Source organism: Pseudonocardia tropica (assembly GCF_040105315.1).
Lineage (GTDB): Bacteria > Actinomycetota > Actinomycetes > Mycobacteriales > Pseudonocardiaceae > Pseudonocardia > Pseudonocardia alni.
On sequence record NZ_JBEDNP010000013.1, the window covers coordinates 113,039 to 126,297 of the forward strand.

Annotated in this window: 13 protein-coding genes; 6 read left to right on the forward strand and 7 right to left on the reverse strand. The window is 76.2% G+C overall.

The features are described from left to right. Positions 1-114 precede the first annotated feature (114 nt). Entirely contained in the window at positions 115-618 is a 504-nt protein-coding gene (locus WHI96_RS20840) for a MarR family winged helix-turn-helix transcriptional regulator (RefSeq protein ID WP_345641740.1), read from the reverse strand. Between the two features lie 65 nt (positions 619-683). Between WHI96_RS20840 and WHI96_RS20845 the strand changes: the two genes are divergently transcribed. Continuing rightward, positions 684-998, forward strand: coding sequence for a thiamine-binding protein (locus WHI96_RS20845; protein ID WP_345641736.1), 315 nt, complete (start codon positions 684-686; stop codon positions 996-998). Continuing rightward, positions 995-1,798 carry an alpha/beta fold hydrolase gene (locus WHI96_RS20850; protein WP_345641733.1) on the forward strand — a complete coding sequence of 268 codons (804 nt, stop codon included), beginning with the start codon at positions 995-997 and terminating at the stop codon, positions 1,796-1,798. Before WHI96_RS20845 ends, WHI96_RS20850 begins: the two co-directional genes overlap by 4 nt. Before the next feature lie 162 nt (positions 1,799-1,960). On the opposite strand, the gene WHI96_RS20855 is transcribed toward WHI96_RS20850, so the two are convergent. Then, positions 1,961-2,206 carry a hypothetical protein gene (locus WHI96_RS20855; protein ID WP_345641730.1) on the reverse strand — a complete coding sequence of 82 codons (246 nt, stop codon included), beginning with the start codon at positions 2,204-2,206 and terminating at the stop codon, positions 1,961-1,963. A gap of 475 nt (positions 2,207-2,681) precedes the next feature. On the opposite strand from WHI96_RS20855, the gene WHI96_RS20860 reads away from it, so the two are divergent. From WHI96_RS20860 to WHI96_RS20875, 4 genes are all read left to right on the forward strand, one after another. Further along, positions 2,682-3,629, forward strand: coding sequence for a tetratricopeptide repeat protein (locus WHI96_RS20860; protein ID WP_345641727.1), 948 nt, complete (start codon positions 2,682-2,684; stop codon positions 3,627-3,629). 117 nt (positions 3,630-3,746) lie between these two features. Continuing rightward, a complete protein-coding gene (locus tag WHI96_RS20865) occupies positions 3,747-5,066 on the forward strand; it encodes a glycosyltransferase family 87 protein (protein ID WP_345641725.1) in 1,320 nt (439 codons plus the stop codon). A gap of 43 nt (positions 5,067-5,109) precedes the next feature. Next, complete coding sequence (locus WHI96_RS20870; RefSeq protein WP_345641723.1) at positions 5,110-6,375, forward strand: MFS transporter; 1,266 nt, start codon at positions 5,110-5,112, stop codon at positions 6,373-6,375. Between the two features lie 4 nt (positions 6,376-6,379). Then, positions 6,380-6,547, forward strand: coding sequence for a hypothetical protein (locus WHI96_RS20875; RefSeq protein WP_345641721.1), 168 nt, complete (start codon positions 6,380-6,382; stop codon positions 6,545-6,547). Between the two features lie 49 nt (positions 6,548-6,596). Here the strand turns inward: WHI96_RS20875 and glgB are convergent, their stop codons facing one another. From glgB to WHI96_RS20900, 5 genes are all read right to left on the reverse strand, one after another. Beyond that, complete coding sequence (gene glgB / locus WHI96_RS20880; RefSeq protein WP_425571524.1) at positions 6,597-9,185, reverse strand: 1,4-alpha-glucan branching protein GlgB; 2,589 nt, start codon at positions 9,183-9,185, stop codon at positions 6,597-6,599. Positions 9,186-9,272: 87 nt separating this feature from the next. Beyond that, positions 9,273-10,373, reverse strand: a complete 1,101-nt coding sequence (locus WHI96_RS20885; protein WP_345641719.1) for a glycosyltransferase family 4 protein — start codon at positions 10,371-10,373, stop codon at positions 9,273-9,275. Continuing rightward, positions 10,370-11,218, reverse strand: coding sequence for an alpha/beta fold hydrolase (locus WHI96_RS20890; protein ID WP_345641716.1), 849 nt, complete (start codon positions 11,216-11,218; stop codon positions 10,370-10,372). Before WHI96_RS20890 ends, WHI96_RS20885 begins: the two co-directional genes overlap by 4 nt. Next, positions 11,215-12,462: a glycosyltransferase gene (locus WHI96_RS20895; protein WP_345641713.1), complete on the reverse strand. Its 1,248-nt coding sequence runs from the start codon at positions 12,460-12,462 to the stop codon at positions 11,215-11,217. The genes WHI96_RS20890 and WHI96_RS20895 overlap by 4 nt, the downstream gene beginning before the upstream one ends. After that, the gene (locus WHI96_RS20900; protein ID WP_345641711.1) at positions 12,450-13,097 is read right to left on the reverse strand and encodes a DedA family protein; all 648 of its coding nucleotides are present in this window, start codon (positions 13,095-13,097) and stop codon (positions 12,450-12,452) included. Before WHI96_RS20900 ends, WHI96_RS20895 begins: the two co-directional genes overlap by 13 nt. Between the last annotated feature and the right edge of the window lie 162 nt (positions 13,098-13,259).

Consider the following 13,259-nt stretch of genomic DNA (forward strand, 5'->3'; position numbering starts at 1 on the left):
TGTGGCCCCGGCCGCCCCGCGGATCGGTGATGCGCAGCTGGCGCGGCCCGGGACACGGCGGTCCGCCACCGGGCGGGCCGCGACGGCGGAGACGGGCCGGCTGAGATGCGCGGGTCAGGCGAAGTCGCCGGCGGCGCGGCGCACCGAGCGCAGCAGTGCGGTCAGCTGCTCCTCCTCGGCCGGGTCCAGCCCGGTCAGGCCGAAGTCGATGCCGGTCACCGCGGCGGTGGCCTTCTCCAGCCGGGCGCGCCCCTCGGTGGTCAGCTCGACCAGGGTGGCGCGGCGGTCGGTGGGGTGCGGCATCCGCCGGACGAGGTCGTCGCCCTGCAGGCGGTCGACGATGTTGGTCACGCTCGTCGGGTGCAGCTGCAGGCGCTCGCCCATCACCCGCATCGGGAGGCTTCCGCGGCGCGCGAAGTCCAGCAGCACCAGGGCCTCGTAGCGGGCGAAGGTCAGCCCGTGCGGTCGCAGCGCCGCGTCGACGGCCGAGAGCAGGATCTGCTGCACCCGCATCACGCTGGTGACCGTCGCCATCGTGCGCGCGGGGCCGACCCGCTCCTCCCAGAGCTCGGCCGCACGCTGGATCGGGTCGAAGGGGAGCGACCCGCGGGATGCCATGGACCGACGCTAGCAAGTGCCGTGACCGGATCCGTTCCGTACGCCGGGCGTGGCACGGTGTCGGCATGCTCTTCGCCTTCAGCATCGCCCCGTCCGGATCGGACTCCGGGGACGGCAGCGTCGGCGCGGCCGTCGTCGAGGCCGTCCGGGTGGTCCGCGAGTCCGGCCTGCCGAACGAGACCACCTCGATGTTCACCACCATCGAGTCCGAGACCTGGGACGAGGGCATGGCGGTGGTCAAGCGCGCCGTCGAGGCCGTCACCGCCGTGTCGCCGCGGGTCAGCCTGGTCCTCAAGGCCGACATCCGGCCCGGGTACCAGGGGCAGCTGCAGGCCAAGGTGGAGCGGGTCGAGGAGCACCTGCGCGCGAGCGGCGCGTGAGGGCCCCGGCCGTACCGGGGCCCGGGGGACCCGGCCCGGCCCGGGTCGTGCTGGTCCACGGCGCCTGGCACCGCGGTGTGTCGTGGACGCCGGTGGTCGGGGCCCTGGCGGCCCGTGGTGTGGAGTCGGTCGCGCCGGACCTCCCGTCCGACGTCGTGGGGGTCGGCCACGCCGGGCTCGTCGACGCGGTCCTGGCCGGGGCCGGCGACGGTCCGGACGGGCCCGGCCCCCGGGGCGACGGTCCGCCGGTCGTGCTGGTCGGTCACTCGCTCGGCGGCCTCGTGGCCACCGCGGCCGCCGGCCGGATCGCCGACCGGGTCCGGGCGCTGGTCCTCGTCGCGGCGCTCGTCCCCGAGCCGGGTCGTCCCTACCGGGACCGGATGCGTGCCGAGCGCGACCTGATGGTCGCCGGCTACGACGCCGGGGTCCGTCGCGGCCCGGGGGTCAGCACGTACTGGCCGGACGCGCGGGCGGTCGCCGATGGGCTCTACCGGGGCGTCGCCGACGAGCTCGACGCGGCGGGACGTGACGGGCGGGCCGTGGTCGCGGACGCGGCGGCCGAGCTGCGCCCGCAGGACTGGTCGCTGCTCGCCGAGCCGTGCCCGCTGCCGTCGTGGCCCGCGGTGCCGACGGTGTCGGTGGTGTGCGCGGGGGACCGGGTCGTCAGCCCCGTCGCGGGACGGCGGGAGGCGGACCGGGTCGGGGCGCGGCTCGTGGAACTCGCGGGCGGGCACTTCCCGATGCTCACCCGGCCGGAGGAGACGGCGGAGCTGCTGGCCGGGCTCGCCGCGCCGGCCTGACCACGGGCCCTGTCGACCGACGCCCGCCGGGCGGGGTCACCGGAGCGCCGAGGGCCGGGACGACGACGGCCGGAGACGGGAGACCCGTCACCGGCCGTCGGGCGTCCGGGCCGGGTCCGGAGGCCGTGTCGTCGTCGCGGCGTACCGCGAGGAGCGCCGTCGTCAGCCCGCCATGATCGTCGAGAAGTAGTACACACCGGCGAGGATGCCGACGAAGCTGACGGTCATGCCGATCTGGGCGAGCGTGGCCATGCCCGGCTTGCGGTAGGCGAGGAAGCCGGTGACCAGGCCCGCGGCACCCAGGATCCAGGCGGCGATCGGGACGAGGAACGCGGCGATCGCGATGATGCCCAGCGCCAGCGACGCGTAGGCCAGGGTCGGCTTGTCGGTCGTCTGCATGTTGCTCATCGGGTTGGAGCCCTCCGTTGTGCGCCGGGGTGCCGGCGGTCGTTCTGTCGGGGAAGGGGACCGCGGGGTGGGGCAACCGGGGGAACACCCCGCCGCGATCACGCAGAGTCAGCATCGAGTCCCTGCAGGGTGTTCAACGAGTGACGAGGCCCGGTGTTGCTCCGCCGGTCCGGTGATCGTGGGAGCGCCGCCGTCCCCGCCGTCGGCCGTGCGGCCCTGCACCGAGGGCCCGGCCGGCGACCGAACGGCGCAGGGGCGGCCGGACGGGGCAGCGCGGCCGGGCGGCGGGAAGGGGAACGGTCGAGGAGGGAACGGGGCTCGGAGCCGGCGGGGGGATGACGCCGACCGGGTGGGGCGCATGCGTCGCGCGGCGGCGCGTTTCACCGGGCGGGGCGTGTCACGCCGGACACACGGACGTGCCAGGATGGACGGCGTGTCTCGCCCAGATCCTCGTCAGGCGGCCCAGCGTGCGGCGATGTCCTCGGCCATGGCCGGGGCGGTCGACCTCTCCGGGCTGAAGGCCCGTGCCGATGCGGCGAACCGGCCCGCCCCGTCCGGCGGTGCCGCGGGCGGTCCGCCCGCGCCCGACGGGGGCGACGGCTCCTGGGTCGTCGACGCGACCGAGCAGGGCTTCCAGAACGAGGTCCTCGAGCCGTCGCTGCAGGTCCCGGTCGTCGTCGAGCTGTGGGCCAGCCGCTACCCGCGCGAGGAGCAGCTGTCGGCCGAGCTGGAGCGGCTCGCCTCGACCGGTGGCGGCGCGTGGCTCCTGGCCCGGGTCGACATCGACACCCAGCCCCGGGTCGCCCAGGCGTTCGGCGTGCAGCAGGTCCCGATGCTGGTCGTGCTCGTCGGCGGTCAGCCGGTCGACGCGGTCAACGGCGCCATCCCCGAGGAGCGGGTCGCCGAGTGGGTGAGGTCCCTGCTCGACGCGCTGCGCGACCGGATGCCCGCCATCGCCGAGGGTGAGCGCCGGGCGGCCGCGGCCGGTTCGGACGAGCCCGTCGAGGAGCCCGAGGACCCGCGCTTCACCGCCGCCGAGGACGCCCTGGAGCAGGGCGACTACGCCGCCGCCGAGGCCGCCTACACCGCGATCCTCGACACCGAGCCCGCCAACGAGCAGGCGAAGGCGGCGCTGGCGCAGGTCCGCTTCCTCGCCCGTGCCGAGCAGGCCGACCCGTCGTCGATCGAGCGGGCCGACGCCGCGCCCGACGACGTCGACGCCCAGCTCGCCGCGGCCGACGCCGAGCTGGCCGCCGACCGGGTCGAGGCCGCCTTCACCCGGCTGGTCGGCACCGTCGCCCGGACCGGGGGCGAGGACCGCGACCGGGCCCGCGGGCACCTCGTCGGCCTCTTCGAGCTCTTCCCGGCCGACGACCCGCGGGTCGCCACGGCCCGGCGCGCGCTCGCCCGCGCCCTGTTCTGAGCCGGACCCCGCCCCGATGACCCACCGGCCGCCGGTGGTCCACCCGCGGACCCCGCGGCCGCCGGATCCGGTGCCCACGGGGACCGGGGCCGCATCGGCCGGTCAGCGGGCCCCGCGGTGACCGCGGACCTCCGCTCGGGTCCCGCCGCGGCGGACCCCGTCCGGACGGGGTGGGCCGGGCGGACGGCGCAGCGGGCGCGTGCGGTGCGCGACGGCGTGCACCGCCTCGCCCGGCCGGTGGCGCCGGTCGTCGCCGTCGCCGCGCTGGTGACCGCGGCACTGCTGTTCCTGCTGGGCGGCCCGCCGCTGCTGCGCTGGATCCCGGCGACCGACATCGCACGGATGCACGTCGACTTCGACACCTTCCGGGCCTCGGCGTACGCGCTGGTCCAGCACGGCCCGGGCAGCGCCGCGATCTACGACACCGGCGCCCGCCTGCACAACCTCAACCCGCCGCTGCTGTCGGTGCTTCTCGCGCCGCTGGCGCTGATCGACCCGGTCGCCGGCTACCGGCTGCTGACGGCGCTGTCGGCGCTGCTCGTCGCCGGGTCGGTGCTGCTGGTCTGCCGGGAGCTGCGGCCGGGCCGCCGCTGGACGACCGGCGCGCTCGCGGTGGTGCTGGCGTCGTCGCCGCTGCACGGGACGCTGCTGCTGGGCCAGATCTACCCGCTGCTGCTGGCCGGGCTGACCGCGGGCTGGGTCGCCGAACGGCGCGGGCACCCGCTGCTGGCCGCCGCCTGCTACGGCGTGACGGTCGCCCTGAAGCCATCGCTCGCGCCGGTGCTGCTGCTCCCCGCCGTGCAGGCCCGGTGGCGGCCGTTCGCGGCCGGGATCGCCGCCGCGGCGGTCGCGACGCTCGTCGGCGTCGCCGTCGCCGGATGGCCGACGGCGTTCCAGTGGCTGGCGATGGCGCTGTCCGAGCCGGTCGGACCCACCCCGGACAACGCCTCGCTCCCGGGCCAGGCGCTGCGCTGGGGGATCCCGACCGTCGTCGGGACCCTGGCGGGCGCGGCGGTCGCGGTCGGCACGCTCGTCCACCTCGGGCGGCGCACCCGCCGGCACGGGGCCGACCCGGCCGCGGGCACCGACCCGGGCGGGACGGCGTTGTTCGCGGTGCTCGCCACCGGTCTGCTGGCCGCGCCGATCGCCTGGCACAACTACCTGCTGCTGCTCGTGCCCGGGCTGCTGGCGCTCGTCGCGTCCGGGCGGGCGGGGGACACCCGCCGCCGGGTCGTCGTCGCGATCGGGTGTCTCGCCGTCGTCCCGGTGAGCTGGTCGGACCTGTGGGCCGACGGCGGCTGGGCGACCCCGCTCGGGCGGGCGCTCTACACGGCGGTGCTCCTGGTGACCTGGTGGTCGCTGCTGCGTCCGGCGACCGGACCGGTTCCCGGCGGGTCCTTCCGCTCTGCGGAAGAGTCGAACCGCGCACCGGCCTGACGGTCCAGACTCCGCGCCACCCGAGACGCAAGGAGGCTCCCGGATGGCGCAGACGTCACGGCCCGACCCCGCCCGCGGACCCACCACCGCCCCCGACGTCGTCCGCCACGGGGGCCGGGTGGCCCCACTGTGCTGGGCGGCGGTGGCGCTCGAGGGCTTCGACCTGGTGGTGCTCGGCGTCGTGCTGCCGTCGCTGCTGGAGGAGCCCTCCTGGGGCCTGACCCCGGCGACGGCGTCGCTGGTGTCCACCGCCGGGCTGCTCGGTGTGATGGTCGGTGCCCTCTCGGCGGGCCCGCTCGCCGACCTCGTCGGACGGCGCCGGGCGATGCTGGCGACCGTCGTCGCGTTCTCCGTGCTGACGCTGCTGTGCGCGGTCGCGACCGGCCCGTGGACGTTCGGCGCGCTGCGCTTCCTGGCCGGGCTGGGGCTGGGCGGGGTGCTGCCGGTGGCGCTGGCGATGGTGAACGAGCACAGCAGGCCGGGGCGCGGTGGCAGCGCGACCACGACCCTGATGACCGGCTACCACGTCGGCGCCGTCGCGACCTCGCTGCTCGGGATCCTGGTCATCCCGGTCTGGGGCTGGCGGCCCATGTTCGTGCTCGGTGCGCTCCCGGCGGTCGTGCTGGTCCCACTGCTGGCCCGGTACCTGCCGGACACGCTGCCCGCCGGGGCCCGCGCGGCGGCCGCACCGGCCGGGCCCGCCGGGCCGGGGTCGCGCAACCCGGTCGCCCAGCTCGTCCGCGACGGCTACCTGCGCTCGTCGGTGGCGTTCTGGGTCGCCTCGTTCATGGGGCTGCTGCTGGTCTACGGCCTCAACACCTGGCTGCCGCAGATCATGCGGGTCGCCGGGTACGGGCTCGACGCGGCGCTGGCCCAGCTGCTCGTGCTGAACGTCGGCGCGATCGTCGGTCTGCTCGTCGCGGGCCGGGTCGCCGACCGGACCGGGCTGCGCACGGCGACGGTCGGCTGGTTCGTCGCGGGCGCGGTCTTCCTGGCGCTGCTCGCGGTGCCGCTGCCCGGCGGCGGGATCTACGTGAGCGTCCTGCTCGCGGGCGTGTTCGTGTTCAGCTCGCAGGTGCTGGTCTACGCGTTCGTCAGCCGGCACTACCCGGACCACGCCCGGGCCTCGGCGCTCGGGGCGGCCAGCGGGATCGGCAGGCTCGGCGCGATCTGCGGTCCGCTCCTCGGCGGTGTGCTGCTCACCGCGGGCCTCGCCCACCCGTGGGGTTTCTTCGCGTTCGGGGCGGTCGCCGCGCTGGGGGCCCTGGCGGTACTGGCGGTGCCCGCCGACCGGCGCGTGACGGGGTGAGCCGATGGCGCGCGTCTGGATGGGCCCCGACGACGAGGCGTCGGGCAGGTCACCGGTCGACGGCGACCGTCCGCCGGTGGGCGGCGCCGTGACGGGGAGCGCGGGTCCGGCACGGCCGACGACGGCCCGTTCCGACCTGCCCGGCGAGGAGCCCGACACGGCCGAGCGCTGACCCGCGACCGGCCCGGCGCGGGGGCCGGGCCGGTCGCGGGGGGCGGAGGTCAGTCGCCCGCGGTGGTCCCCGTGTCCGACGCGCCCGTCCCGGAGCTCCCGTTGACGAACGTGCCGGTGCGCACCGCCCGGACACCGACGGTGCCGGGCGCGGGCGTGACCGAGGTGGCGACCGGACCGGCGTCCGGGGTGTCCTCGGAGTCGTCCGGCCCCGGGTCGACGAGGTCGGTCGGGCCCTCCGGGGCGGCGGAGCTCCGCAGGTCGTCGTCCGGGGTCACCGGCGCCTCGACGTCGGTGTCCTCCGGCTCGTCGGGCAGCGCGGCGGCCGGCAGCGGCGGCGGGACCGTCGCGGCCGGGGCCGCCTCCTGCGCCGGGGCGGACAGCACGGGGCCGCCGGTCTCCTCCGGCACCAGCCACAGCACACCCGACGGCGGGAGCCGCAGCACCGCCGACGCGGGCTGGCCGTGCCACATGACCTGCTCGCCCTTGACCCGGCCGAGGTTGCCCACCCCGGACCCGCCGTAGGCCGACGCGTCGGTGTTGACGACCTCGGTCCAGTTCCCGGCGAACGGCAGCCCCACCCGGTAGTCCTCGCGCGGGGCGCCGGAGAAGTTCGCGACGCAGGCCAGCACGGTGGCGCGGCCCTCGGCGTCGACGCCGTGGCGCAGGAACGAGAACACGTTGCCCTGCGCGTCGTTGGCGTCGATCCAGGCGAAGCCGTCCGGGGTGGTGTCGCGCGACCACAGCGCGGAGTGGTCCCGGTAGACCCGGTTGAGGTCGCCGACCAGGGTCGTGATCCCGCCGTGCAGCGGCTCGTCGTACTGCAGGTGCCAGTCCAGCGAACGCTGCTCGGACCACTCGCGCGGCTGCCCGAACTCACCGCCCATGAACAGCAGCTGCTTGCCCGGGTGCGCCCACATGTAGGCCAGCAGCGCACGGACACCGGCGGCCTTGTTCCAGTCGTCGCCGGGCATCCGGGTCCACAGCGAGCCCTTGCCGTGCACGACCTCGTCGTGGCTGATCGGCAGCACGTAGTTCTCGCTGAACGCGTACATCAGCGAGAACGTCATCTGGTTGTGGTGGTAGCTGCGGTGGATGGGGTCGCGCCCGGTGTAGTCGAGCGTGTCGTGCATCCAGCCCATGTTCCACTTCAGCCCGAACCCGAGACCGCCCATGTAGGTGGGCCGGGTGACGCCCGGCCAGGCGGTGGACTCCTCGGCGATCGTCACCACACCCGGGTGCTCCCGGTAGACGGTCGCGTTCATCTCCTGCAGGAACGCGACCGCGTCCAGGTTCTCCCGGCCGCCGTGCACGTTGGGCAGCCACTGCCCGTCGGCTCGGGAGTAGTCGAGGTAGAGCATCGAGGCGACCGCGTCGACGCGCAGGCCGTCGATGTGGAACGACTCCAGCCAGTACAGCGCGTTCGCGACGAGGAAGTTGCGCACCTCGTTGCGGCCGAAGTCGAACACGAGCGTGCCCCAGTCGGGCTGCTCGCCGCGGCGCGGGTCGGCGTGCTCGTAGCAGGCCGTGCCGTCGAAGCGGGCCAGCGCCCACTCGTCGCGCGGGAAGTGCGCGGGCACCCAGTCGACGATCACGCCGTAGCCCGCGCGGTGCAGCCGGTCGACGAAGTACCGGAAGTCGTCGGGCGTGCCGAACCGCGAGGTCGGCGCGTAGTACGAGGTCACCTGGTAGCCCCAGGAGCCGCCGAACGGGTGCTCGGCCACCGGCAGCAGCTCGACGTGGGTGAACCCGGTGGTGTCCAGGTAGGCGACGAGGCGCTCGGCGATCTCGCGGTAGTCCAGGCCCGGCACCCAGGAGCCGAGGTGCATCTCGTAGACGCTCATCGGCTCCGCGTGCGGGCGGCGCTGCGCGCGGTCGGCCATCCACGCGTCGTCGGTCCACTCGTGGACGTCGCGGGTCACGACCGACGCCGTCTGCGGCGGGATCTCGGTGGCGAAGGCCATCGGGTCGGCCTTGTCCCGCCACCGGCCGTCGGGGCCCAGGATGCGGAACTTGTAGCGGTCGCCGACGCCGACGCCGGGCAGGAACACCTCCCAGACCCCGGAGCCGCCCAGCGAGCGCATCGGCAGCGCCCAGCCGGCCCAGCCGTCGAAGTCACCGGTGACCCGCACACCGCGGGCGTTCGGGGCCCAGACGGCGAAGCTGGTACCGGCGACCGCGCCGGAGGGGGTGTCGTAGTCCCGGACGTGTGCGCCGAGGACGTCCCACAGGCGTTCGTGCCGTCCCTCGCCGATGAGGTGCAGGTCCATGTCGCCGAGCGTCGGCAGCCAGCGGTACGGGTCGTCGACCGTCTGCTCGGTCGTGCCGCCGGCGCCGTCGCCGTAGGTCACGAGCAGCCGGTAGTCGCCGCCGGAGCCGGGGACGAGGCCGGAGAACAGTCCGGCGTCGTGCACCCTGGTCAGCTCGCAGGCCTGCGCGCGGTCACCGTTCGGCAGCACCGCCACCGAGACGGCGTGCGGCCGCAGGACACGGACCACGGTGCCGTCGACGTGCGGATGCGCGCCGAGCACCGAGTGGGGGTCGTGGTGGGCACCGCCCAGGAGCCGGTCGGTCGTCGCCGGGTCCGGTGCGTACGCATCGGTCTCGGAGCGGGTCGCTCGGGTCTCCTCGGAGGTCACTGCGGAACCGTACTGCGGGTGACGAACGCCCGCCGCGCGCGGTCGCACAGTGATGCCGGATCGCAGTCGAGCCTGAGCCGGACCGGGTCAGGCCCGCCCGCGCCGGCTCCGGTGGCGCTCCAGCGCCCGTTCCAGGACCGCCTGCAGCGCGACGGCGGCGCCGTCCCAGGTCTGCACGGCGGCGCGGGCGCGCACCGCGTCGGAGCGCCGGGTCCAGGTCGTGTCCAGCCCGCGCACGGCGTCGGCGAACCCGGCGTCGTCACCCGGCGCGACGAACACCCCGGCGTCACCCGCGACCTCGCGGAACGCCGGGATGTCGGTGACGACGACCGGGCAGCCCCGCGCCATGGCCTCCAGCACCGGGAGCCCGAACCCCTCGTCGCGGGAGGCGGAGACGAGCGCGGTGGCGCCGTCGAGCAGGGCGCGGTAGCCGTCGTCGTCGACGCCGTCGTGGAACACCGGCCGGGCCGGCGCGGCGAGCCGCTCCAGCTCCGCGCGCACCCCCGGCGGGACGGGGGAGACCAGGTGGAGCTCGTGGCCGGGCAGCCGGGCCGCGGCCCGGGCCAGGGTCGCGACGTCCTTGTAGGGCATGAACGACCCGGCGTAGACGATCCGGTTCCCCGGCGGGCGGGACCGCGTCGGCGTGCCGGGCGGCAGGTGGAAGTCGGTCGCGTCGGGGACGACGGCGACCTCCCGGCGGGACAGCCGGTGCGCCGCGACCAGGCCCGCGGTCGCGGCGGACACGCACGCGACGGCGTCGGCGCCGGCCAGCAGCAGCCGCTGCGGCCACCACGACAGGTGGTAGGCCCGCCACACCGCCCGCACCGGCGCGGGCAGCCACGGCGGCGGCGCCGGGTGCCGGTAGTAGATGAGGTCGTGCACGGTGAGCACGACCGCGTAGCGGCGCCCGAGCGTGCCCATCGTCTGCATCGGGCTGAAGACGACCGCATCGGGTGACCCGGCGACGATCCGGTTCACCCGCCGCGCGACCAGCGGTTCACCGGCCCCGGTCGGCGCCGGCAGGGTGTGCGCGGGCCGGTCGGGCAGCCCGTCGCGCTGGCGCGGGTCGGACACCAGCAGCTCCACCGGGGCGATCCGGTCCAGCGCGCGGACCAGCCCGGTGGTGTAGCGGCCGATGCCGTCCGGGCGCCCGGGACGGATGTAGCGGCAGTCGACGAGCACCCTCACCGCGCCACGAAACCCCGGATCTCGCGGGCCGCCCACGCCGGGGCCTCGTAGTGCACGAGGTGGCCGGTGCGCGGCAGCAGGACCAGCCGGGCGTCGGCGAAGGCGGCGGCGAGGGCGTGCTGCCCGGCCGGTGGGGCGACCCGGTCGCGGGCCCCGGCCAGCAGCAGTGTCGGCACCGTGATCCGGGGCGCCCAGGGCCGGACCGAGCCGGAACCGGCGGCGCGGAAGCACTCCATCAGCGACGCCGTCGTGGCGAAGGTGCCGAAGTGGGCGCGGTGCTCGTCGGAGATCCAGTGACGCAGCAGCGGGTCGCGGGTGGTGGTCATGGAGACGGTCGCGGCGTCGGCGAGCAGCCGGTGGCGCAGCACGCCGTCGAGGCCGAGCCGGGCGGCGCCGGAGTGCAGCAGCGCGGTGGCCGCCGTCCCGAGGCCGGTGACGCCGCCGGCGCCCGAGGCGGGCTCGGCGATCGGGTTGACCAGGACCAGCGCCCGCGGGGTGGTCGCGGCGGCGGCGCACACGGCCGCGGCCACGATCGACCCGAACGAGTGCCCCAGCAGCACCGTGTCCGGGCCGAGGTCGGCGAGCAGCGCCGAGGCCCAGCGGGCGTAGCCGTCGACGTCGTGGGTGCGGTCGGTGAACGGCGGCGACGCCCCGAACCCGGGCAGGTCCGGCACGACGACGCGAAACCCGGTCAGCCGCGACGCCAGCGGCGCGAGCCCGTGGTGGCTGCCGCGCAGCCCGTGCAGCGCCAGCACCGGCGCCCCGTCCGTGTCCCCGAGGGTGTGCACGACGGTGGGCGCGCCGTCGACGACGTGCTCCCGGGCGGGCGTCAGCGTCGCGGTCACCGCCGGGTGTCCGCGTGCCGGCGGCCGCGGCGCGCCGAGCGGAACGCGCGCACCGGCACGACCGGGCGGGCCCTGGTCCGGTACAGCTCCTCGAAGGTGTCCACCGTGGTCGCCAGCGAGTGCTCGGAGGCGATCTGCAGGCTCGCCGCCCCCAGCGCGGCCGCGCCGTCGGGGTCGCCGAGCACCCGGGACAGCCGGTCGGCGAGGGCGGCGACGTCACCGTGCGGGTAGCGCCAGCCGTTGACCCCGGGGCGGGCCAGGTGCGGCAGCGCACCCGCGTCGACGGCGACGACCGGTTTCCCGGTCGCCATCGCCTCCAGCGTGACCAGGCTCTGCAGCTCGGCGGTGCCGGCGTTCACGAACACGTCCAGGGCGGGGTAGACGTCGGGGATCTCGTCGTCGGTGAGCCGGCCGGTGAAGGTGACCGCGTGCTCCAGGTGCTCGGCGCGGACCAGAGCACCCAGCCGGGCCCGCTCCTCGCCGTCGCCGACGACGACCAGCCGCGCACCGGGCACCGCTCCGGCGCGCAGCCGCGCGGTGGCGCGGATCAGTTCGTCGACGTGCTTCTCCCGGTCCAGCCGCCCGACGAAGCCGACCAGCGGCGCGTCGGCGGGGATGCCGTGCCGGGCCCGGAACGCGGGCCCGCGACCGGTGGTGTCGGGCCGGAATCGGCCCAGGTCCAGGCCGTTGGACACCGGCAGCACCGGGCCGGGGACGCCGCCCTGCTCGGCCATCGACGCGGCCAGCGGGGTGGGCGCGGTGACCAGCCCGGCCCGGCTGAGCACGCGCACCGCGTCCCACCAGAACAGCTTCTTGAGCCCGGACTCCGGCAGGTGCAGGAAGCTGATCGCCGGGATGATGTTCTCCGGGATCATGTGCGTGGTCGCCATCGACGGGACGCCGAGGTCGGCGGCCGCGGTGAGCAGCATCCGGCCCAGCACCATGTGGCTCTGCACGTGCACGACGTCGGGCCGGACCCGGCGCAGGATCGTGCGGCAGGTCCGCCGCAGCCCGGGCGGCGGGCAGAGCCGGAAGCCCGGCGGCTTCGGGACGCGGCAGGAGCGGACCCGGTGTTCGGTCACCGGCCCGACCCGGCGCGGTGGGAGGCTGCGCAGGCCACGCGACGGTGCGACCACGTGCACCTCGTGCCCGCGGGCGGCGAGTTCGGCCGCCAGCCGCTGTCCGGCGTAGCTGGCCCCGTTGACGTCCGGTGCCCAGGTGTCGGCCCCGATCAGGACGCGCACACGTTCTCCTTCCGCGAGGTCCTGGCACGCACCCACAGCGCGCGCCCGGCCACGAGCACCAGGCCCACGCCCAGCCCCACCGCCACGATGATCCACGGCCGGTCGGCCAGCTCCGCGGCGAACCGGCCCCCGACCACCCAGCCGATCCCGACCAGCAGTGCCGAACGCACCGCCGTCAGCGGGACCACCCAGGCCACGAACCGCCGGTACGACACCCCGGCCAGGCCGATGGCCACGAACGCGGGGATCGCGCCGACGTCCACCAGTTTCGCGCCCAGCACCAACCGGCCCGGACGGCCCCCCACCTTCGCGCGCAGTGCGTCCCGGCGCCGCTCGGTCAGACCCAGCCGGACCAGCAGCGGAGCGATGGCCGGGCGGCGCCCGCCGCGGCCGAGGACGTAGAAGACGGTGTCGGCGACGACGTCGGCGGCGAACGCCACCGACCACACCACCCACCAGTCGAGCAGCCCGGCGCCCGCGAGCGAGCCCGCGACGACGCTGACCACCGGCCCCTCCACCAGCACACCGAGGAAGAGCACGGCCAGCGTCACGCCGAGCGTGGGCCCGTCGGGGCGCTGGACGAGGCCCAGGACGCCGTCCAGACCGTCCACACCGAGCAGACCGGCCGGGGTCACGACAGGTCCTCGGGCCGGGTGGTGGGTGGTCGTCTCACGGTGGGTGTCCTCCTGGTCGGGGAGGATTCCACGATCCCGCGCCGGGCCGCCCGGGGAGTCGGGCGTCGCCCCGGCGTCGACGGCGGGAAGGTCCGGTGACCACCGGGTGTCGCCGACGGCCCG

What these genes read in the sequence shown, in the direction of transcription:
- WHI96_RS20840 (WP_345641740.1), bottom strand. Translation starts at nt 618, where the DNA reads ATGGCATCCCGCGGGTCGCTCCCCTTCGACCCGATCCAGCGTGCGGCC.
- WHI96_RS20845 (WP_345641736.1), top strand. Translation starts at nt 684, where the DNA reads ATGCTCTTCGCCTTCAGCATCGCCCCGTCCGGATCGGACTCCGGGGAC.
- WHI96_RS20855 (WP_345641730.1), bottom strand. Translation starts at nt 2,206, where the DNA reads ATGAGCAACATGCAGACGACCGACAAGCCGACCCTGGCCTACGCGTCG.
- WHI96_RS20860 (WP_345641727.1), top strand. Translation starts at nt 2,682, where the DNA reads ATGTCCTCGGCCATGGCCGGGGCGGTCGACCTCTCCGGGCTGAAGGCC.
- WHI96_RS20870 (WP_345641723.1), top strand. Translation starts at nt 5,110, where the DNA reads ATGGCGCAGACGTCACGGCCCGACCCCGCCCGCGGACCCACCACCGCC.
- WHI96_RS20875 (WP_345641721.1), top strand. Translation starts at nt 6,380, where the DNA reads ATGGCGCGCGTCTGGATGGGCCCCGACGACGAGGCGTCGGGCAGGTCA.